An 18,620-nucleotide genomic window follows, 5' to 3' on the forward strand; every position below is an offset into this window, starting at 1 on the left:
ATCCGACTGGCAAGGGCGTCACTGGCCAACGGTGGGGTCTGAAGGAAGCCATAGGAAGTTAACGGTACACAACGCAAGTGAACCTGCTTCGGCAGTCCAGGTGGGTTAGCGTGCAAAATAGCGCGACGCCCGATACTCAGTCAGACCTGTGCTGTGTTTGAGGGTGGCATCGTTAACAGGGAGCCGGTGCAGTAACCGGGGAAGCCTGACACCGAATCCGGCGACGCCGGAGGCTGTGGCGCAAGGTGAAAGCCGAGGCCGCAGTCGGTGCGAGGTGGCAGATGAAGCCGTAGTAGTGAGGAAGTTCCGGCCTGAGAAGCCTGGTAACAGCGTGGAGGACAAAACCGGAATGACCGCTGGCGGAGGTTCAGCGGACCGGTCAGGGTCAAAAGCTCTGATCGGATGCGAAGGGCGGAAGTCATTAACGAGAATGACGGACGACGAGTGAGAGGTGGACGCTGTGTTCACAAGCTGCCCGACGGGGCAGGGACGTGCACTGGGGTACTGCGGGAACGCAGTGGCTCTGGTGTTCTCCGAACAAGGGAGTAGAGCGATACCGTGGCGGCAGATTGCCAGAGCGCTAGTACCCGGACGGATCGCCTGAAACAGACCGGCAGCCAGACCGATCCTCGAAGCCGTCACCACAGAGATGAGCAGGCATGAGGAAATACTACAGTCTGTACGGGCAGCTGCTGTCAAAGCAACGTCTGTACGAAGCCTTCAGACATGTCAAGCGCAACAAGGGCGCGGCCGGAATCGATGGGCAGAGCCTGGGTGCGTTTGAGGCGAATCTGGAGGTGGAGCTGTCGTGCCTGTTGCTCGAGCTGAAGGAAAAGCGCTATCGGGCGCAGCCGGTCAGGCGCGTCGCCATTGCCAAGGACGATGGTGGTGAGCGTTTACTGGGCATTCCAACGGTTCGGGACCGGGTTGTGCAGCAGGCGTTGCGCAGCATCCTAGAGCCGATCTTCGACCCGGGCTTTCACCCGTCGAGCTACGGGTATCGTCCGGGACGCAGTGGTCACCACGCCATCGGCAAGGCGGAGTTGTTTATCCGTCGATACCGGCGTGAGTGGGTTGTGGACATGGACCTGTCGAAATGCTTCGACACGCTCAACCATGACCTGATCATCCGTCAGTTCCGCCAACGGATCACGGACGGCAGTGTCCTGTCACTGCTGCGCCAGTTCCTGGAAAGCGGCGTGATGGTGGGGTACCACCTTGAAGAAACGGAGCTGGGAAGCCCGCAGGGCGGCGTGATCAGTCCGCTGATCGCAAACGCCTACCTGGACGCCTTCGACCAGTTCATGAAAGCGCGGGGGCACCGGATCGTTCGCTACGCGGACGACATCCTGATCCTGTGCGGCTCACGAGCGGGCGCGGAGAATGCGTTACGGGTGGCCCGGCGCTATCTGGAAAATGAGTTGAAGCTGACGGTCAATACCACCAAAACCCACATCGCCCATAGTGATGAAGGGGTTAAGTTCCTGGGCGTGGTGATACATAGCAAGTACACCCGCATACAGGGAAAGAAGGTGGTCAGGCTTAAGCAGAAGCTGAAATCACTGACGAAGCGAAACCGGGGCATCGGACTTGCGGCCATTATACGTGAGCTGAATCCGGTGTTGCGGGGCTTTGTCAGCTACTTCCGGGTGGCGAACTGCGCGCGGGTGTTAAAGCAGGTGATGAGTTGGCTAAGGCGGCGCCTGCGCTGCATCCAGCTCAAGCAGTGGAAAAAGCCGAGTCGGCTGCATCGGAGGCTGAAACAGCTAGGTTACCAACCCCCGTTCCGGCATATCAAGATGCAAAGCTGGCGCAACGCGGCGTCCCCACTGGCCAGTCTGGCCCTGTCCAACACCTACCTGCACAATGACCTGAAGTTGATGGATCTTGCGAAGGTCAAAACCGGCATCACTGCCCCCGAGTTCGGGGTAAGTTAATGGCATGAGCCGTATACGTGGCCCGTATGTACGGTTCTGTGAGAGGGATGAGGCGGTAACGCCTCACCCTACTCGCTGGTGCGCCCGGCACGGGCGCACCAAAAAAGCCCGCCAGGATTGCTCCGTGGCGGGCTTGGATTGCTCGAGCTTTAAGGCATTACTTCGCCCCAAGCAGTGCCGCTCTCTGGCGCTCTTCCTCTTCAATCTGAAGATCCACAGAAGATACATGGTACTCATCAGAAAACGCGCTCTCAGGCTCCTTCAGCCAGAGGATACACAGCACCCAGCTGATGAACGCCCCGGCAGAGATAATGAAGAAGAACTGAGACGGTGTTACGAAGGTGAAGATGGTGAGGTAGACCACCGCTCCGACGTTACCGTAGGCCCCCGCCATACCAGATATCTGCCCGGTCAGGCGGCGCTTGATGGACGGAATGATACCGAAGGTGGCGCCCTCTGCACCCTGCACGAAGAAGGAGGTGAATACGGTGATTCCCACAGCGATAATCAGCGGCCAGTTGGAGTTGAGCAACCCCATCAAGGCAAAGCCCAGACCAATACCAAACATATAGCTGAGCATGACAAACCGCCGATTGCCCATACGGTCAGACACCAAACCACCCATCGGGCGCGCCAGCAGGTTTACGAAGGCAAAGGAAGCCGCGATCAGGCCCGCCGCAGTGGCACTCAGGCTCCAGGTTTCCTCGAAGAACATCGGCAGCATGGAGACCACCGCCAGCTCAGCACCAAAGTTGGCGAAGTAGGTGCTGTTCAGGGCAGCCACACTGCTGAACGGGTATTTGTCGTCTTCCGGAACACCTTTTTTCAGGATCGGAATGTTCACCCGCAGAATCTGGATGATCTGATAGCAAACAATGGCGAAGATCACCGCGTAGCAGATAGCGGCACCCATGGGGCTCAAGTAGCCCAGGTTCTGGATACGCCACACCAGGATGGCCAGCACGCCGATCAGTGGAATAGTCCACAGGATCAGTTTAACCAGGTCTCCCCAGCTACTGACTTCCATGGCGGACGCCTTGCGGGGCTTGCGGTGCACGGTGCCTTCCGGACCATCGGTAATGGCAAACCAATACCAGATGCCGTAACCGGCCATCACAATGGCACTCTGGGCAATCGCCCAGCGCCAGCCATCATCGCCACCGTACATGGTGATGGCGATGGTCGGCAGAGACATCGCCGCCGCCGCAGAACCGAAGTTACCCCAGCCGGCGTAGAAGCCCTCGGCAAAGCCGATGTCCTTCGGCTTGAACCACATGGCGGTCATGTGGATACCGACCACAAAGCTGGCACCGATAGAGCTCAGTACCAGACGACTGATCAGCAGCTGGGCCATGGTGTTACCGAAGGCAAACACCAGGGCGGGAATGGCCATCACCACCATCAGCACCGAGAACACCCGGCGCGGCCCAAAGCGGTCCAGCGCCATGCCGACGATGATCCGGGCCGGAATCGTCAACGCCACGTTACAGATGGCAAACAGGCGCAGGTCGTCTTTGGTCAGCCAGTCGACGCTTTTGAGCATACTGGATGCCAGGGGCGCCATATTGAACCAGACATAAAAGGTAATAAAGAAAGCAATCCAGGTCAGGTGCAGGGCCCTGATCTCCGGATTGCGGACGCGGAAAACGTCAGCGACTTTCATTTTGAGCCTCCGGGGCTAACAACAAGGGGAAGATAATCCCAGCCACTTCAGCGGCTGGGCAGAATCAGGAGCGGGCACTGGACACGGCGGGCCAGAAACGAGCTGACGCTGCCGAAGGTCATGTAGTCCAGTTCGTCCACGAAATAGGTCAGGGAACGGGCGATAAAGCCGCCATCAGGCTCATGGCTGTGGCGGGCCAGTACCAGCATGTCGGGCCGTACTTTTTTCTCGGCTGCGAACAGCAGCATCTTGCGGGCTTCGCCATCCAGCAGCATGGTTTCTGCTTCCACGCCCTGGCTCTGGCACACTTCCAGCGCCTCCTTGAGGTGGCCCTTGAGCTCACTCACCTCTTCCTGGAACAGGTCTTCGTTACTGGATGTGATATCCCGGGGATTTTCTGCCACCGCCACCAGAGTCAGCCTGGGGGACAGTGCGCGAAACATGGTGATGGTCTGGGCCAGGGCCAGCCTGGCGTTTCTGGAACCATCGTAGGCAATCATGATGTTCATGGGGTTCTCCGAGGCATTTGCTGCCGGCGGCACCCGGCAGGACTTTGACTTTCCTCAGCATTACCCCACAGCGCGCGGGCCCCATAATTGACGTACATCAAGAGGCTCTGCGGGTACCCCACCAGAGAAATCCTGCAGCTATCCCCTTCCGCGTTATAGCCCCGGAACCCGTACCACCACTGCACCCAGCAGGAGGTACCTCCAATGCACCAGAAGCCAAACCAACATATTTGATATCGTTTACCTGAAGCCATTCACACCGTTCGAGAGCGGCCATGACCACCACTCCAACACCCGAGGACCAGTACCGGGCGCTGGGTTTATCCACCTTTGCGTTCACCCTCTGCTTTGCGGTCTGGACCATCTTCTCCATCATCGGCATCCGTATCAGCGAAGAGCTGGGCCTGACCGACACCCAGCTTGGCCTGTTGATGGCCACACCGATTCTGACCGGCTCTATCAGCCGCCTGTTTCTGGGCATCTGGACAGACCGTTACGGTGGGCGCTGGGTATTCGGCATATTGATGCTGACAACGGCAGCCTGTGTTTACCTGCTGACCTTTGCCACCACCTACCCGATGATGCTGCTCGGCGCCCTGGGCGTTGGCCTCGCCGGCGGCGCGTTTATCGTGGGAGTTGCCTACACCGCTGCCTGGTTCGAGCCCTCCAGGCAAGGCACAGCACTGGGTATTTTCGGGGCGGGCAACGTGGGGTCGGCGGTCACCAATTTTGGTGCGCCTTTCCTGCTGGTTGCCTTCGGCTGGGAAAAAACCGCCCAGATCTACGCCCTGGTGCTGGCACTGATGGGTGTTTTCTTTATTGTGTTGGCGAAAACCGACCCCCTGGCACAAGCACGGGCCAACGCCGAGCAAAAATCCTTTGCCGAGCAAATGGCGCCATTGAAAGAACTCAGGGTCTGGCGCTTCGCGCTCTACTATTTCTTTGTTTTTGGTGCCTTCGTCGCCCTTGCGCTCTGGCTGCCCCATTACCTGATCGGCGTTTATGGGCTGAATATCCAGACCGCCGGCATGATCGCCGCCATGTACACAGTGCCCGCCTCCCTGTTCCGCATCCTCGGCGGCTGGCTGTCTGACCGTTACGGCGCCCGCAGGGTAATGTACTGGACCTTCATTGCCTCGGTGGTCTGCACCTTCCTGCTCAGCTACCCGCCAACGGAATACGTTATCCACGGCATCGACGGCGACATCCGCTTCAGTTTCGAGATCACTCTGGCGCTGTTCGTGGTGCTGACCTTTGTGCTCGGTTTCTCCATGTCTTTAGGCAAGGCCGCTGTGTATAAACACATTCCGGTGTACTACCCTATGCACGTTGGCGCGGTTGGTGGCGTGGTCGGTATGATAGGCGGGATTGGCGGCTTCCTGCTGCCACTGGCGTTCGGTGTGTTGAACGACATAACCGGCGTCTGGCAGAGCAGTTTCATGCTGATGTTCATCATTGTCGCCACTGCCCTGGCCTGGATGCACTATGCGATTCGCAAGGCGGAACGGGCCGAGTGGGCGGCCCATGAAGAACACACAGACCTTCCGGAACTGGCCTCGCCGCAACTGTTCTACCCACTCAGCCGGCAGCACCAGGAGGCACCGCTGGTGAAGCCGCCACCACAGCCCTGACAACGAGAGACCTTACCCATGGCCAAGTGGCTGGTAAAAACGGAACCTTCAGAATGCAGTATTGACGACTTTGCTGCCAAGTCCGGCGGCAGCATTCCGTGGGACGGCGTGCGTAACTACCAGGCGCGCAATTTCATGGCACAGATGGCAGAAGGTGATGAGGTGTTTATCTATCACTCCAGCTGCAAGCACATTGGCATTGCCGGCATCGTCACCGTCACCCGGAGCGCTTACCCAGACCCCAGTCAGTTTGACCCGGAATCGCCCTACCACGATTGCAAAAGCACGCCGGAGAAACCCCGCTGGCAGGCGGTGGATATGGCCTTTGAGCGCAAACTACCGCGCCTGATCCCACTGGATGAACTGAAAGCCCTGCCGGGGCTCGACAACCTGCCGCTGGTGAAGAAAGGCAGCAGATTGTCGGTAATGCCGGTCAGTGATGAGGAGTGGCAGATCATTCTGCAACAGGTGGCATAGCCACCTGTTGCTTTGAATGGCCGTTCCTCACTCGTCGTGAGGAATTGGGTCTGGGCTTCTGTCCCAGCCCACCAGGGCGAGCGTCGCCACAACCCCCAGCAACAAGCCCTGCCAGGGCTCGAAGAACGCCAGGGCCGCGCCAATCAGCACTACGGTACCCCGTGAGGCGTTATCCCTCGGGATCGACATGGCAATGTAAGCACAGGCGAAGCCGGTGAGTACCAGCGTCAGGGACAGCGCCACACCCAACAGGGGCTTGAGCCCGGTCAGTAATGGCAGCAGGAAGTAAATGAACGGCAGACCCATCAGGTAATAAGATGCCAGCCCACTGTGCAGGCTGTTCATGGACTTGGGCCCCTGCTTCCAGCGTTGGACCACGATAACGTGCACGCCGGTCCAGACCGCGCCCTGAGTGGGGAAGAACGGTGCCACAATGCCCATGATGGCGTTGCGGATGGACAGGGAAAAGTGGGTGCGGTTCAGGTTAATGTCGATGTGCTCGTCCTTGCGGACTTTCAGACCTTCCCGCAGCACTTCATTACCGGTAACCAGGTCACCGAACAGGATGATATAGGCAATCAGGGCCAGCGGAATACTCTGGATGATCATCTCTCGTGACGGCCAGCCATTGACCAGTGGCGATGCCTTGGCCAACGCCTCTCCCAACGGCGGCACCACAAAGCCCCATTGGATATCAAAGCTCACCTCACCTACCAGCGGCCCGATAATTGCTGCGGCCAGAAAGCCCGGCAACAAACCCAACGCCCCCAGCATGAAGAAGAACCGGCTTCGAGCCTTGAGCTTTTGCATCGGCACTGAGAAAGTGAAAATCAGACAGATGGCACAAGCCAGGCCAGTCGCAATCGGCTGTTCCAGCAGGAAACGCTCGGCGTCGTCCACGAACACCCGCTTGAGGGCGGCGATGGAGGCGCCCAGAATAATGCCCGCTTTCAGGGTGTCAGGTAGCCAGATAATGAATCGCCGCCCCAAGCCGGTAATGCCCAGCATCAGAACCAGAGCGGCAAACACCAGGCTTAGGGCGGTCATGGCCTGAAACCGGCTGACCGGATCGTCGTAGCCACCGATCACAAATGCAAGAATTAACGGCAAGGCAGGCGTAATCCAACCGCCCGCGTAGGGTTCGCCAAAAACGATGACTGCCGAAGCTATCAAGGAAGCATGAATCATGGAAAGCGCAACCGCCTCCTCAAAACTCAAACCGAAGAAGGCTGTCATCACCGGTATCAAAGCCAGGCCGGTCGCCGCAGAGACAAAGAGCCCCTGCAGAAACTCCGACCAGCATAACCGGGTATGGTAGAACGGCACGCGGAAGGTAAACGGGCCCCAGCGCCAGCCGGCTAACTCAGGTCTTTCTGCCATGGGAAGTCACTCTCTTGTATTTGTTGTGAGTCACCTGATTATGGAAACCCTTTCCTCATAGCACGAATGAATAATTCTGATCATGTGAAATAAGCACTGTTTATAAAACGCATACATCTCTCACAGGCCAATGCTGATCAACATTCAGGCTACCCAATACCCTCCCGGCGCTTTAGAATCCGGCTCCTCGCGAATTTTCTGGAGCCTTTGTTTACCATGTCGTCCGAACTAAGCCCTGTTTCCGGTTTTGAGCAACTGCGCCGCATTGAGTCCAGCAAACTCTTTCAGGGCGCGGTGATTGCCATCATCATTCTTTCAGCGCTGACCACCGGTGCCAAAACCTACGATGTCCCACCACTGGTAGAGCGAAGCCTGAGCGTTCTGGACAACGCCATCACTCTGTTCTTCCTGGTGGAGATCCTGTTCCGCTTTGGTGTCTGCCAGAACAAGAAACGCTTCCTGTTCGATGGCTGGAACCTGTTTGATACCCTGGTGGTGATCGGCAGCCTGATTCCGCTGGATAACGCCGAAGCTGTGCTGCTCGGCCGTCTGCTGCGTGTGTTCCGGGTGCTGCGGCTCGTGTCGGTAGTGCCTGAGCTGCGCTTTTTGATTAATTCTTTGCTCAAAGCCATCCCCCGCATGGGCTACATCGCCCTGCTGATGTTCATCATCTTTTACATCTATGCGGCCATGGGCTCCATGTTCTTTGCCGATATTGACGAGTTCCTGTGGGGGGATGTGTCTATTGCCATGCTGACTCTGTTCCGCGTCGCCACGTTTGAAGACTGGACTGACGTGATGTACGACACCATGGAGGTCTACCCGTTAAGCTGGATCTACTACCTCACCTTTATATTCCTGACGGCGTTTGTGTTTCTGAACATGATGATCGGGGCAATACTGGAAGTGATGGGCGAAGAGCAGAACGCCAAGGAAGCCGAGAAAGCCCACGACGAGCGGGACGAGATCGCCCGCCAGCTCCAGGCTGTTCAACAGCAGCTCCAGGAGCTGACCAGGCAGATCAGCGAGAGGAAATAGGCGTTTTAGCCAAAGAACGGTTTGGCCATGGCCAGGTGAAGAATCGCGAGCACCTGGGCCAGGGCCAGAATAGAAGCGACAATTCGCACCGGCTTGGCCACGGTGGTTTTCAAGGCAAACACGCCGGCAATAATGTAACCAATCAGCAGCACAATCTTGGCAATCAGCCAGCCCGGCATGGCGTGGATGTAACCGACCACAAACAACAGGGAGATGGCAGACACCAGCAAAATGGTGTCGTTGATGTGGGGAATAAACCGCATCGGGGTTTGCCGCCAGCCCGGTCGACCCGCCGCATCAAGGACCAACCGCAGAGCAAACAGGAGAATCGTCAGGTAGGCGGTGGCCATGTGCAGCATCTTCAGCAATACGTAGGCACTCATAGAACATTCCTTTCCTAATCAAAATGATGCTCGCATTGTACGCAAAATACCCCCAAGCAGGTATGGTTTCTCGATCCCATCACCTTTAACATATACTGCACATACATGTATTTGGGAGATTAGTTATGCAGTCCATTCCAGCCTCTCCTGAGCGCGCCTCCGCCAGCGTCAGCCAGCTCTTCAGTTACCCATTCCGGATTTTCTTCCTGTCTATGACCGTACTGGCCATTGTCGCCATCCCCCTTTGGGTGCTGGAAGTGACCGGTACGGTACGACTACCCCTGGCTATGCCCGGCCTGTTCTGGCATCAGCATGAAATGCTGTTCGGTTTCCTGTCGGCGGCTATCGCGGGCTTTCTGCTGACGGCGGTATGTGTCTGGACCCAAACCGAACGCACCCATGGCTCACTGCTGGTGGGTCTCTGGGGCGTCTGGCTGGCTGGCCGCTTGCTCCTGGCCTTTGGCGGCAACCTGCCGGAATGGCTGGTGCAGGGCGTCAACCTCGCCTTCCTGCCGCTGGTGATGATCGATGCCGGCTGGCGTGTCTGGAAAGCCCGGCAGAAACGGCAGGTGATGATACTGGTGGTACTGGGGCTGCTCTGGCTGATGCAGATCGGCTTTGTGACCCGGCTGGATATGTCCTTCAGCTATGGCGCGCTGATTATGGCCATGGCCCTGATCAGCATCATTGGCGGCCGTATTACACCAGCCTTCTCCGCCGGCTGGCTTCGCCAGCGAGGCGGCAACGCCGAGGCTGTCAAAATGATTCCAGCCCTGGATATGGCAGCGGTGTTCTCCATGATCCTGCTGATGGTTTCGCTGGTTACCGGGTGGCAAACGGTAACCGCCATACTGGCGGTGGTGGCTGCCGTGCTGATGCTGGTTCGCCTGGCAAACTGGAAAGGCTGGCTGGTGCGCAGTGAACCCTTGTTGTGGATACTGCACCTGTCCATTCTCTGGGTACCGGTGGCCTTGCTGTTACTCGCCGGTTCTTTGCTGGCAGGCTGGCCAAGCAATGCCTGGACCCACGCCGCGGGTACCGGCGCCGTTGGCTGCCTGATTCTGGGCGTGATCGCCCGGGTCTCCCTGGGTCACACCGGCCGCCCACTGATTTTACCCAAAGGCATGGTTCTGGCTTTTGTGGCGGTGCAACTGGCGGCGGTTATTCGAGTTATCACCGCATTTGATGTCATTCCCTGGCACCCCGGCATCGGCACCAGCACCGCGCTGTGGGTGATCGCCTACACTATCTTCCTGGTTCGCTACACCGGTGTACTGGCCAGCCCCAGAGCCGATGGCCGAGAGGGGTAGAGAGATTCAAAACCCATAGGCGCGACCAAAGTAGCAAGCCTCCCGTGCGAGCACCTTGATGACCATCAAAACAGGATTTCTGCGAACTATTTCCAAACCAAGGGGAACTTCACGCCGGCTATCATCCACTAAAGGTCAATAGCTCTTCTGGCGATAGGCGCTAAAGTAGAGGAAATGATTCTGCAACAGAGACACAGGCAATATGTATCCTGATCACTTTGAGAAAGAAGACCTGATCCGCTGTGGTCATGGCGAACTGTTCCCTGGCGATATGCGCCTCCCCATCGATGAAATGCTGATGGTAGACCGCATTACCCACATTGCGGCAGACGACGGTGAATTCGGCAAAGGCAGCCTGGTGGCCGAACTGGACATCAACCCGGACCTCTGGTTCTTCAAAGTGCATTTTCAGGGTGACCCGGTGATGCCCGGCTGCCTGGGCCTGGACGCCATGTGGCAACTGGTAGGGTTCTTTCTGGCCTGGACCGGTGGCGAAGGCAAAGGCCGCGCCCTGGGTGCCGGCGAAGTGAAATTCTTTGGCCAGGTGTTGCCGACCAACAAAAAGGTTACTTACCGCCTGGACATCAAACGCCTCATCCGCCGTAAGCTGACCATGGCAATTGCGGATGCCCGTATGGAAGTCGACAGCCGGGAAATCTACACCGCCAAAGACCTTCGGGTTGGCCTGTTCACATCTACTGATGACTTTTAGGAGTTAGCACGATGCGTCGCGTTGTTGTAACCGGCATGGGGATTGTCTCCAGCCTCGGAACCAACCAGAAAGAAGTAGCCCAGTCCCTTCGGGAATCCCGCTCTGGCATTGCCTTCAGTGAAGAGGCCAGGAACAACGGCTTGCGCAGCCACGTTGCCGGCAAGATCGACCTGAACCTGTCGGAACTGATCGACCGAAAAATCTGGCGCTTTATGTCCCCGGCGGCCGGCTATTGCTACCTGTCAGCCAAAGAAGCCATCGAGCAGGCAGGCCTGACCGACGAACAGATTCGCGCCAACAGCACCGGCGCAGTGTTTGGTACCGGCGGTGCCTCTACCGTAGAGCTTCTGGACGCCATCGACACCCATCGCGACAAAGGCATTCGCCGCGTTGGCCCTTATCGGGTACCCCGCACCATGGGTAGCGCGATCAACGCCTCCATTACCACCGCCTTTGGCATTACCGGCATCAACTACGGCATCACCTCTGCCTGCGCCACCAGTGCCCACTGCATTGGCCACGCGGCAGACCAGATCGCCCTGGGTCGTCAGGAAGTCATGCTCGCCGGAGGCGGTGAAGACATTCACTGGACCCTGAGCCTGATGTTCGACGCCATGGGTGCTCTATCCACCAAGTACAACGACACCCCGGAACTGGCCTCACGCACCTACGATGCGGATCGCGACGGCTTTGTTATTTCCGGCGGTGGCGGTGCTTTGGTACTGGAATCCCTGGAGCACGCAGAAGCCCGCGGCGCGACAATTCTCGCGGAACTGGTTGGCTTTGGTGCCACCTCAGACGGCGCCGACATGGTCGCCCCGAGCGGCGAAGGTGCAGTTCGCTGCATGAAGCAGGCCATGGCGCAGGCTGGCGGTGAGATCAAATACATCAATACCCACGGCACCAGCACCCCGGCCGGTGACATCACCGAGCTGAAAGCTCTGAAGGACACCTTTGGCGACAAGATCCCGCCACTGAGTTCCACCAAGCCCCTGTGCGGCCATGCTCTGGGTGCCGCTGGCGTGCACGAAGCCATCTACACCCTGATCATGCAAAGGGAAGGTTTTATTGCCCCGTCTGCCAACATCCAGAACCTGGACGAAGGCGCCGAAGGCTACCCCATCGTTCGGGAACGCCAGGACAACCAGAACCTGGACCTGGTGATGAGCAACAGCTTCGGCTTTGGCGGCACCAACGCCACCCTGATTTTCAAGAAAGTCTGATCAGGACAGCCTGAGCGAGCGATATTCAGCCGGCGGAGTGCCCATCCAGCGCTTGAAAGCCCGGCTGAATGCGCTGAGTTCCGAAAAACCAAGCTGTTCGGCAATCTCCACCAGCGGCTTGGTTTTATCCTTCATATAGGTGATCGCCTGCTCCCGACGAACCTGCTCCAGCAGAGCCGCAAACGTCAGCCCCTCCTGGCGCAACTTCTTGTGCAACGTATACCGGCTCATATTCAACTGCCCGGCCACCGTCTCGACACCGACTTTCCCTCGCTCCAACTGAATCCGGATCAGCTTGCTGACCCGCATACTCAGCGAACGCTTTGAATTTTCAGGCCTTAATGGCTCTGATGCCATGCTGGTTCCTCCTGCCTATCATCCTGGCCCAAACTGCCAACCCCATCAGCGTACATATGTTAGCCGAAATCAATCAATACGACCTTTGAGCAAGATCAATAGCGCATCGGATTATTTGCGGCACAATGCCCGCTTTCAGAATGCCCTACCTGCATCCATCCGCTTTACAGCTAATACCCGGAGATACCATGACCACCCCGGAACTGCTCGCGCCCGCCGGCACCCCAGAACACCTTGAAACCGCCTTCGCCTATGGCGCCGATGCCGTCTATGCCGGCCAACCACGGTACTCGCTGAGAGTAAGGAACAACAGTTTCAAAGACATTGCAGCCCTTGGCGCGGGCATTGAACGGGCTCACGAACTGGGCAAACAGTTCTATCTGGTCTCCAACATTGCCCCCCACAACGACAAGGTACGCAGCTACCTGCGAGACCTGGCGCCAGTGCTGGAACATAAGCCCGACGCCCTGATCATGTCCGACCCGGGCCTGATCATGCTGGTGCGGGAACACTGGCCGGACCAACCGATCCATCTTTCAGTCCAGGCCAACGCCGTCAACTGGGCCACCGTCGAATTCTGGCGCCGCCAGGGCATCAACCGGGTGATCCTTTCCCGGGAACTGGCCCTGAACGAAATCCGCGAGATCCGTGAAAAAGTCCCCGAAATGGAACTCGAAGTCTTCGTACACGGCGCGTTATGCATGGCCTACTCCGGCCGCTGCCTGCTGTCCGGCTACATGAACCACCGCGACGCCAACCAGGGCGCCTGCACCAACGCCTGCCGCTGGAACTACAAACCGGTACAACACAGCCACGACCAGACCGGCGACCTGATCGCCACCTCCGCCGACGCCGTGGAAACCTTCGAACCAAAAGAAATCCTCCTGGAAGAACCCAACCGCCCCGGCGGCTTCATCCCCGCGTACGAGGATGAACACGGCACCTACATCATGAACTCCAAAGACCTCCGCGCCGTCCAGCACGTCGCCGAACTGGTCAACATGGGCGTCCACTCCCTGAAAATCGAAGGCCGAACCAAAAGCACCTACTACGTTGCCCGCACCACCCAGGTCTACCGCCAGGCCATCAACGACGCCCTCGCCGGCAAACCCTTCGACATGCACATGATGAACGAACTCGAAGCCCTCTCGAACCGCGGCTACACCGAAGGCTTCCTCCGCCGCCACGTACCCCAGGAATACCAGACCTACGAACAGGGCTCCTCCTACCTCGGCACCCAGCAGGTCGTAGGCACCATTACCGATGCGGATGACCGATGGCTCACCATCGACGTCAAAAACAAATTCGCCCCCGGCGACCAACTCGAACTCATCACCCCGTCGGGCAACCTGCGCTTCAGCGCCGACACCATGGAAAACCGCCACGGCGAAACCATGGACTACGCCCCCGGCAGCGGTCACATCGTTAAAATCCCCAGGCCGGAGAGCTTGCCGGAGAAGCTGGATTTCACCTATCTGACAAAGATTTTCCCAGAGAACAGAGCAGGTTAAACCATCCCCAGGACCATCTTGAGGCGGCGTCCCTCAGCGGCCAGCACAATACACGCGGAGTCGGGCGGGTAGGGCCTCCCAAAACCTTGCGGAGCCAGGGATGGCGGAGCAGAGCGTACAAGGACGTATTCACAGCGTGTTTTGGGAGGCCCTACCCGCCCGACGCCCTGCACCATAAAAGCAGGCCAGGAGCGCCACTCTCCAGCACCAAAGTCTATCAAGGCAATAACCGCCCCCTTAGTGCCCCGAGGGCCGATTAAGGTATAATCCCTACACAACCGATTTAATACCTGACTAAATTACTCTGGTATTGTATAATCGCTCGCCAGAAGCAACGGGAAACCGGCCTAAATGCCCAACCCCGTCATCCAAAAACCGATTGCAGGGCGTACTCAAGGACACGAGCGACCATTGCAACGCCAGCAAACAGATGACATCCGCCGACACCACCCAGCCAAAGGTATGCTCGGCGAAACACAGGGCACCATGCCCAAGATGAGAGAATTACGGAGCGACGATCATGGCGACCACCGACAACGAGGTGAAAGAGCTGATCAAACGGGAATACGAGCACGGATTCGTCACTGAAATTGAATCCGACACCTTCGAACCCGGCCTCAATGAAGATGTAATCCGCCGCCTGTCTGAAATCAAACAGGAACCGGAGTTCATGCTCGAATGGCGCCTGAAAGCCTACCGTCGCTGGCTCGAAATGGACGAGCCCGAATGGGCCCACGTTGACTTTCCGAAGGTCGACTACAACGCCATCTCCTACTACTCGGCGCCCAAGAAGAAAGAAGACATGCCCCAGAGCCTGGACGACGTTGATCCGGAGCTGCTGCGCACCTACGAAAAACTGGGTATCCCCCTGCACGAACGGGCCAAACTGGCCGGCGTTGCGGTTGACGCCGTCTTCGATTCCGTGTCTGTGGCCACCACTTTCAAGGAACCGCTGGAAAAAGCGGGCGTGATCTTCTGCCCCATCTCCGAAGCGGTACAGAAGTATCCGGACCTGGTGAAAAAATACCTGGGCAGCGTTGTCCCGGCCGGCGATAACTACTTCGCCGCCCTCAACTCCGCAGTGTTCTCCGATGGCTCCTTCGTATACATCCCGAAGGGCGTCCGCTGCCCCATGGAACTGTCCACCTACTTCCGGATTAACGCCGCCAACACCGGCCAGTTCGAACGTACCCTGATCATCGCCGAAGAAGGCAGCTACGTAAGCTACCTCGAAGGCTGCACCGCCCCCATGCGGGACGAAAACCAGCTGCACGCAGCGGTGGTAGAACTGGTCGCCCTGGACGACGCCCAGATCAAATACTCCACCGTACAGAACTGGTACCCGGGCGACGAGAACGGCAAAGGCGGCATCTACAACTTCGTGACCAAGCGCGGCGCCTGCATCGGCAAGAACTCCAAGATCTCCTGGACCCAGGTAGAAACCGGCTCCGCCATCACCTGGAAATACCCGAGCTGCGTACTGCGTGGTGAGAACAGCGTAGGCGAGTTCTACTCCGTCGCCCTAACCCACAACTACCAGCAGGCCGACACCGGCACCAAGATGATCCACCTGGGCAAGAACACCCGGAGCACCATCATCTCCAAGGGCATCTCCGCCGGCCGCAGCTCCAACGCTTACCGCGGCCTGGTAAAGTTCGGCCCGGGCGCGGAAGGTGCCCGTAACTTTACCCAGTGCGACTCACTGCTGATCGGCGACCGCTGCGGCGCCCACACCTTCCCGTACATCGAAAGCAAGAACAAATCGGCCATCGTGGAGCACGAAGCCACCACCTCCAAGGTAAGCGACGAGCAGATGTTCCTGTGCCGTCAGCGTGGTATCGACCCGGAGCAGGCAGTGTCCATGATCGTGAACGGCTTCTGTAAGGAAGTGTTCAAAGAGCTGCCGATGGAGTTTGCTGTGGAAGCCGGCAAGCTTCTGGAAGTCAGCCTTGAGGGTTCTGTGGGCTAATCTTTATGGCCCCGCTGGCCTTGGTGGTGGTCAGCAAGCCGGGTGGTACTTTCCGGGACACGCTGTGAATACGTCCCTGTACGCTCCGCAAAAACATCCATGTTTTTGAGGGTCCCGGAAAGTACCACCCGGCTCGCTGCCGCAGACATCAGGCGGGCACTACGACAATTAAAGCAGTTGAAGTTAGGTAGGACGGCAAATAAACAAGTTTCGCGGAAGCCCTCGGGCAAGCCCTTCCGGGATCGTCAAAATCATGGATGATTTTGTCGAGCGATGACCGCCAGGGATGGCGGGAATGCAGATTTGGCAGGAGCATTAATCTGCCAGGGACGTATTCACAGCGTATCCCGGAAGGGCTTGCCTGAGGGCTGATCCACCCAGTGTTGAGGTTAGCGATATAAACTCCAGGGTGGGGCAAAGAATTCAGACGGTTAAAAAGAGAGAAGCGTACAAATGCTGAGCATCAAAAACCTGCACGCCTCCGTTGAGGGCAAAGAAATCCTCAAAGGCATCAACCTGGAGATCAAAGCCGGGGAAGTTCACGCCATCATGGGCCCGAACGGTTCCGGTAAGAGTACCCTGTCACAGGTTCTGGCAGGCAACGACGCATTTGAAGTCACCAGCGGCGAAGTCACCCTCAACGGCGACAACCTGCTGGACCTGGAAACCGAAGAGCGCGCCCGCGAAGGCATCTTCCTGGCATTCCAGTACCCGGTGGAAATCCCCGGCGTCAGCAACCTTCAGTTCCTGCGCACCGCCGTGAACGCCATGCGCAAGCACAAGGGCGAAGAAGAAATGAACGCCGCGGAATTCATGAAACTGGCCAAGGAAGTCTCCAAACAGGTAGACCTGGACCCGGCGTTCCTCAAGCGTGGCGTCAACGAAGGCTTCTCCGGCGGCGAGAAAAAGCGCAACGAAATCATGCAGGCGCTGCTGCTCCAGCCGAAACTGGCCATTCTGGACGAAACCGACTCCGGCCTGGACATCGACGCCCTGAAAGTGGTGTCCGATGGTGTTAACGCCCTGCGCTCAGAAGATCGCGCTATTTTGATGGTGACCCACTACCAGCGCCTGCTGAACCACATTGTGCCCGACTACGTGCACGTGCTGGCCGGCGGCAAGATCATCAAGTCCGGCGGCCGTGAGCTCGCCCTGGAACTGGAAGAGAAAGGTTACGGCTGGTTGGGCATCAAAGACGAAGACACCAGTAACTGATCAGGAGGTCGCGGAATGAAATCAGCACCCACGCTTTCCAGCGCCTTCCTGCACCCGGCCGGGCAATCTTTGCCGGAGCCGTTGCTGGCGCTGCGTAAACAACGGGCCAGCGCACTGGTGGACATGCCACTGCCGACCCGAAAAACCGAGAACTGGAAGTATTCCAGCAAGTACCTGAAGCTGACCGACGATATGGCCATCTCGTTGCCCGCTGAAGGCAAAGGCGGCAACAGCCTGGCGGTGCCGGGTTACAAGGTTGTTTTCAATAACGGTGTGATGATCCCGGAAGCCAGTGAGTATCCGGACCTGAACGGCATTATCATCCAGAGTTTCAGTGATCTGGATGAAGACGATGCCAAGGCGGTGTCATTGCAATTGGGCTGCACCCTGGACCATGATCAGGCGCAGTTTGCCCGCGTGAACGGCGCCCGTTTTGAGGACGGCCTGTTGATTCGCCTGAAGCCGGGTGCCGTGCTCGACCAGCCGCTGTTTGTGATCCACGAAACCACCGCTGATGCCAGTGGTTCGGCCTATCCGCGCATATATGTGGAAGCCGGCGCCAACAGCCAGATGACGCTGGTGGAAGAATACATTTCCAGTGGTGACGCAAGCGCCCTGGTTAACACCGTTACCGAATTCAACCTGGCCGATGGCGCCAACATCACCAGCATTCGCCTGAACATGGAAGGCGAAAACGTTCAGCACATTGGCGCTACCGGCGTTCTGCAGCAACGCAGCTCCCGGTTCGAAAGCCACTGCGTGGGCTTCGGCGGCCCGCTGCGTCGGCACGACCTGCAGGTTCGCCTGGAAGGTGAAGGGGGCGAAACCAAGCTTAATGGTGTAGTGGTTACCCAAGGCAAACAGCATTACGACAACCACACATCCATTGACCATGTGGCTGCCCACTGCAACAGCGAAGAGACCTACCGCAATATTGCTGCGGACCAATCCCACGCTATCTTCAACGGCCGGATTCATATCCACCAGGACGCCCAGAAGTCCAACGCGGATATGAACAACAAAAACCTGCTGCTGTCTAACGGTGCAGAGATCGATACAAAGCCGGAACTGGAGATCTATGCGGACGACGTCAAGTGCGCACACGGCGCCACCATTGGCCAGCTGGATGAAACCTCGGTGTTCTATCTGGTATCCCGCGGCATTGGCCGCCGGCAGGCCAACGTGTTGTTGACCATGGCGTTTATCAATGAGCTGGTGCAGCAGATTCCGGTGGAAGCCGTGCGCGAAACTGCCCAGGCGCGGCTCAACGATTTCTTTGAGCAAACCTTTCAGGAGGCCTGAGGG

General features: G+C 57.9%; 16 protein-coding genes. 11 read left to right on the forward strand and 5 right to left on the reverse strand.

The window, feature by feature from the left end; all coding sequences use genetic code 11:
- Positions 1 to 659: 659 nt before the first annotated feature.
- On the forward strand, positions 660 to 1,937 hold the full coding sequence (gene ltrA, locus ASQ50_RS07100) for a group II intron reverse transcriptase/maturase (protein ID WP_068351431.1): 1,278 nt from the start codon (positions 660 to 662) through the stop codon (positions 1,935 to 1,937).
- A 157-nt stretch (positions 1,938 to 2,094) separates the two neighbouring features.
- Here the strand turns inward: ltrA and ASQ50_RS07105 are convergent, their stop codons facing one another.
- Entirely contained in the window at positions 2,095 to 3,600 is a 1,506-nt protein-coding gene (locus ASQ50_RS07105) for an MFS transporter (protein ID WP_058092619.1), read from the reverse strand.
- A 47-nt stretch (positions 3,601 to 3,647) separates the two neighbouring features.
- Complete coding sequence (locus ASQ50_RS07110) at positions 3,648 to 4,109, reverse strand: universal stress protein (protein WP_058092618.1); 462 nt, start codon at positions 4,107 to 4,109, stop codon at positions 3,648 to 3,650.
- Positions 4,110 to 4,384: 275 nt separating this feature from the next.
- Between ASQ50_RS07110 and ASQ50_RS07115 the strand changes: the two genes are divergently transcribed.
- On the forward strand, positions 4,385 to 5,740 hold the full coding sequence (locus ASQ50_RS07115) for an MFS transporter (protein ID WP_058092617.1): 1,356 nt from the start codon (positions 4,385 to 4,387) through the stop codon (positions 5,738 to 5,740).
- Positions 5,741 to 5,758: 18 nt separating this feature from the next.
- The gene (locus ASQ50_RS07120) at positions 5,759 to 6,217 is read left to right on the forward strand and encodes an EVE domain-containing protein (protein WP_058092616.1); all 459 of its coding nucleotides are present in this window, start codon (positions 5,759 to 5,761) and stop codon (positions 6,215 to 6,217) included.
- Positions 6,218 to 6,244: 27 nt separating this feature from the next.
- On the opposite strand, the gene ASQ50_RS07125 is transcribed toward ASQ50_RS07120, so the two are convergent.
- On the reverse strand, positions 6,245 to 7,597 hold the full coding sequence (locus ASQ50_RS07125; RefSeq protein ID WP_058092615.1) for a hypothetical protein: 1,353 nt from the start codon (positions 7,595 to 7,597) through the stop codon (positions 6,245 to 6,247).
- A gap of 216 nt (positions 7,598 to 7,813) precedes the next feature.
- On the opposite strand from ASQ50_RS07125, the gene ASQ50_RS07130 reads away from it, so the two are divergent.
- A complete protein-coding gene (locus tag ASQ50_RS07130; protein ID WP_058092614.1) occupies positions 7,814 to 8,635 on the forward strand; it encodes an ion transporter in 822 nt (273 codons plus the stop codon).
- A gap of 5 nt (positions 8,636 to 8,640) precedes the next feature.
- On the opposite strand, the gene ASQ50_RS07135 is transcribed toward ASQ50_RS07130, so the two are convergent.
- Entirely contained in the window at positions 8,641 to 9,018 is a 378-nt protein-coding gene (locus ASQ50_RS07135; RefSeq protein WP_058092613.1) for a SirB2 family protein, read from the reverse strand.
- Between the two features lie 125 nt (positions 9,019 to 9,143).
- Here ASQ50_RS07135 and ASQ50_RS07140 point away from each other — a divergent pair, with 125 nt between their 5' ends.
- The 3 genes from ASQ50_RS07140 (at position 9,144) to fabB (ending at position 12,263) form a co-directional block, all read left to right on the forward strand.
- Complete coding sequence (locus ASQ50_RS07140; protein WP_068351434.1) at positions 9,144 to 10,328, forward strand: NnrS family protein; 1,185 nt, start codon at positions 9,144 to 9,146, stop codon at positions 10,326 to 10,328.
- 202 nt (positions 10,329 to 10,530) lie between these two features.
- Positions 10,531 to 11,040 (forward strand): bifunctional 3-hydroxydecanoyl-ACP dehydratase/trans-2-decenoyl-ACP isomerase, encoded by a 510-nt coding sequence (gene fabA, locus ASQ50_RS07145; RefSeq protein WP_058090514.1) that lies wholly within the window; start codon positions 10,531 to 10,533, stop codon positions 11,038 to 11,040.
- Between the two features lie 11 nt (positions 11,041 to 11,051).
- Entirely contained in the window at positions 11,052 to 12,263 is a 1,212-nt protein-coding gene (gene fabB / locus ASQ50_RS07150; RefSeq protein WP_058090513.1) for a beta-ketoacyl-ACP synthase I, read from the forward strand.
- Here the strand turns inward: fabB and ASQ50_RS07155 are convergent, their stop codons facing one another.
- On the reverse strand, positions 12,264 to 12,620 hold the full coding sequence (locus ASQ50_RS07155; protein WP_058090512.1) for a helix-turn-helix domain-containing protein: 357 nt from the start codon (positions 12,618 to 12,620) through the stop codon (positions 12,264 to 12,266).
- A gap of 188 nt (positions 12,621 to 12,808) precedes the next feature.
- Between ASQ50_RS07155 and yegQ the strand changes: the two genes are divergently transcribed.
- The 4 genes from yegQ (at position 12,809) to sufD (ending at position 18,617) form a co-directional block, all read left to right on the forward strand.
- The gene (gene yegQ / locus ASQ50_RS07160; RefSeq protein ID WP_058090511.1) at positions 12,809 to 14,131 is read left to right on the forward strand and encodes a tRNA 5-hydroxyuridine modification protein YegQ; all 1,323 of its coding nucleotides are present in this window, start codon (positions 12,809 to 12,811) and stop codon (positions 14,129 to 14,131) included.
- A gap of 520 nt (positions 14,132 to 14,651) precedes the next feature.
- Positions 14,652 to 16,100: a Fe-S cluster assembly protein SufB gene (sufB, locus tag ASQ50_RS07165; protein WP_058090510.1), complete on the forward strand. Its 1,449-nt coding sequence runs from the start codon at positions 14,652 to 14,654 to the stop codon at positions 16,098 to 16,100.
- A 453-nt stretch (positions 16,101 to 16,553) separates the two neighbouring features.
- On the forward strand, positions 16,554 to 17,315 hold the full coding sequence (gene sufC / locus ASQ50_RS07170) for a Fe-S cluster assembly ATPase SufC (protein WP_058090509.1): 762 nt from the start codon (positions 16,554 to 16,556) through the stop codon (positions 17,313 to 17,315).
- A gap of 15 nt (positions 17,316 to 17,330) precedes the next feature.
- Entirely contained in the window at positions 17,331 to 18,617 is a 1,287-nt protein-coding gene (gene sufD / locus ASQ50_RS07175; RefSeq protein ID WP_058090508.1) for a Fe-S cluster assembly protein SufD, read from the forward strand.
- Positions 18,618 to 18,620: the final 3 nt, after the last annotated feature.

It is taken from the genome of Marinobacter sp. LQ44 (assembly GCF_001447155.2).
In the GTDB taxonomy this organism is placed as follows: domain Bacteria; phylum Pseudomonadota; class Gammaproteobacteria; order Pseudomonadales; family Oleiphilaceae; genus Marinobacter.

Excerpts from the sequence above, each read along its gene's own strand:
- fabB (WP_058090513.1), top strand. The coding sequence starts at position 11,052 with ATGCGTCGCGTTGTTGTAACCGGCATGGGGATTGTCTCCAGCCTCGGA.
- ASQ50_RS07140 (WP_068351434.1), top strand. The coding sequence starts at position 9,144 with ATGCAGTCCATTCCAGCCTCTCCTGAGCGCGCCTCCGCCAGCGTCAGC.
- sufD (WP_058090508.1), top strand. The coding sequence starts at position 17,331 with ATGAAATCAGCACCCACGCTTTCCAGCGCCTTCCTGCACCCGGCCGGG.
- ASQ50_RS07110 (WP_058092618.1), bottom strand. The coding sequence starts at position 4,109 with ATGAACATCATGATTGCCTACGATGGTTCCAGAAACGCCAGGCTGGCC.
- ASQ50_RS07155 (WP_058090512.1), bottom strand. The coding sequence starts at position 12,620 with ATGGCATCAGAGCCATTAAGGCCTGAAAATTCAAAGCGTTCGCTGAGT.
- ltrA (WP_068351431.1), top strand. The coding sequence starts at position 660 with ATGAGGAAATACTACAGTCTGTACGGGCAGCTGCTGTCAAAGCAACGT.
- ASQ50_RS07115 (WP_058092617.1), top strand. The coding sequence starts at position 4,385 with ATGACCACCACTCCAACACCCGAGGACCAGTACCGGGCGCTGGGTTTA.
- sufC (WP_058090509.1), top strand. The coding sequence starts at position 16,554 with ATGCTGAGCATCAAAAACCTGCACGCCTCCGTTGAGGGCAAAGAAATC.
- ASQ50_RS07120 (WP_058092616.1), top strand. The coding sequence starts at position 5,759 with ATGGCCAAGTGGCTGGTAAAAACGGAACCTTCAGAATGCAGTATTGAC.
- sufB (WP_058090510.1), top strand. The coding sequence starts at position 14,652 with ATGGCGACCACCGACAACGAGGTGAAAGAGCTGATCAAACGGGAATAC.
- ASQ50_RS07105 (WP_058092619.1), bottom strand. The coding sequence starts at position 3,600 with ATGAAAGTCGCTGACGTTTTCCGCGTCCGCAATCCGGAGATCAGGGCC.
- ASQ50_RS07125 (WP_058092615.1), bottom strand. The coding sequence starts at position 7,597 with ATGGCAGAAAGACCTGAGTTAGCCGGCTGGCGCTGGGGCCCGTTTACC.
- ASQ50_RS07135 (WP_058092613.1), bottom strand. The coding sequence starts at position 9,018 with ATGAGTGCCTACGTATTGCTGAAGATGCTGCACATGGCCACCGCCTAC.
- fabA (WP_058090514.1), top strand. The coding sequence starts at position 10,531 with ATGTATCCTGATCACTTTGAGAAAGAAGACCTGATCCGCTGTGGTCAT.
- yegQ (WP_058090511.1), top strand. The coding sequence starts at position 12,809 with ATGACCACCCCGGAACTGCTCGCGCCCGCCGGCACCCCAGAACACCTT.
- ASQ50_RS07130 (WP_058092614.1), top strand. The coding sequence starts at position 7,814 with ATGTCGTCCGAACTAAGCCCTGTTTCCGGTTTTGAGCAACTGCGCCGC.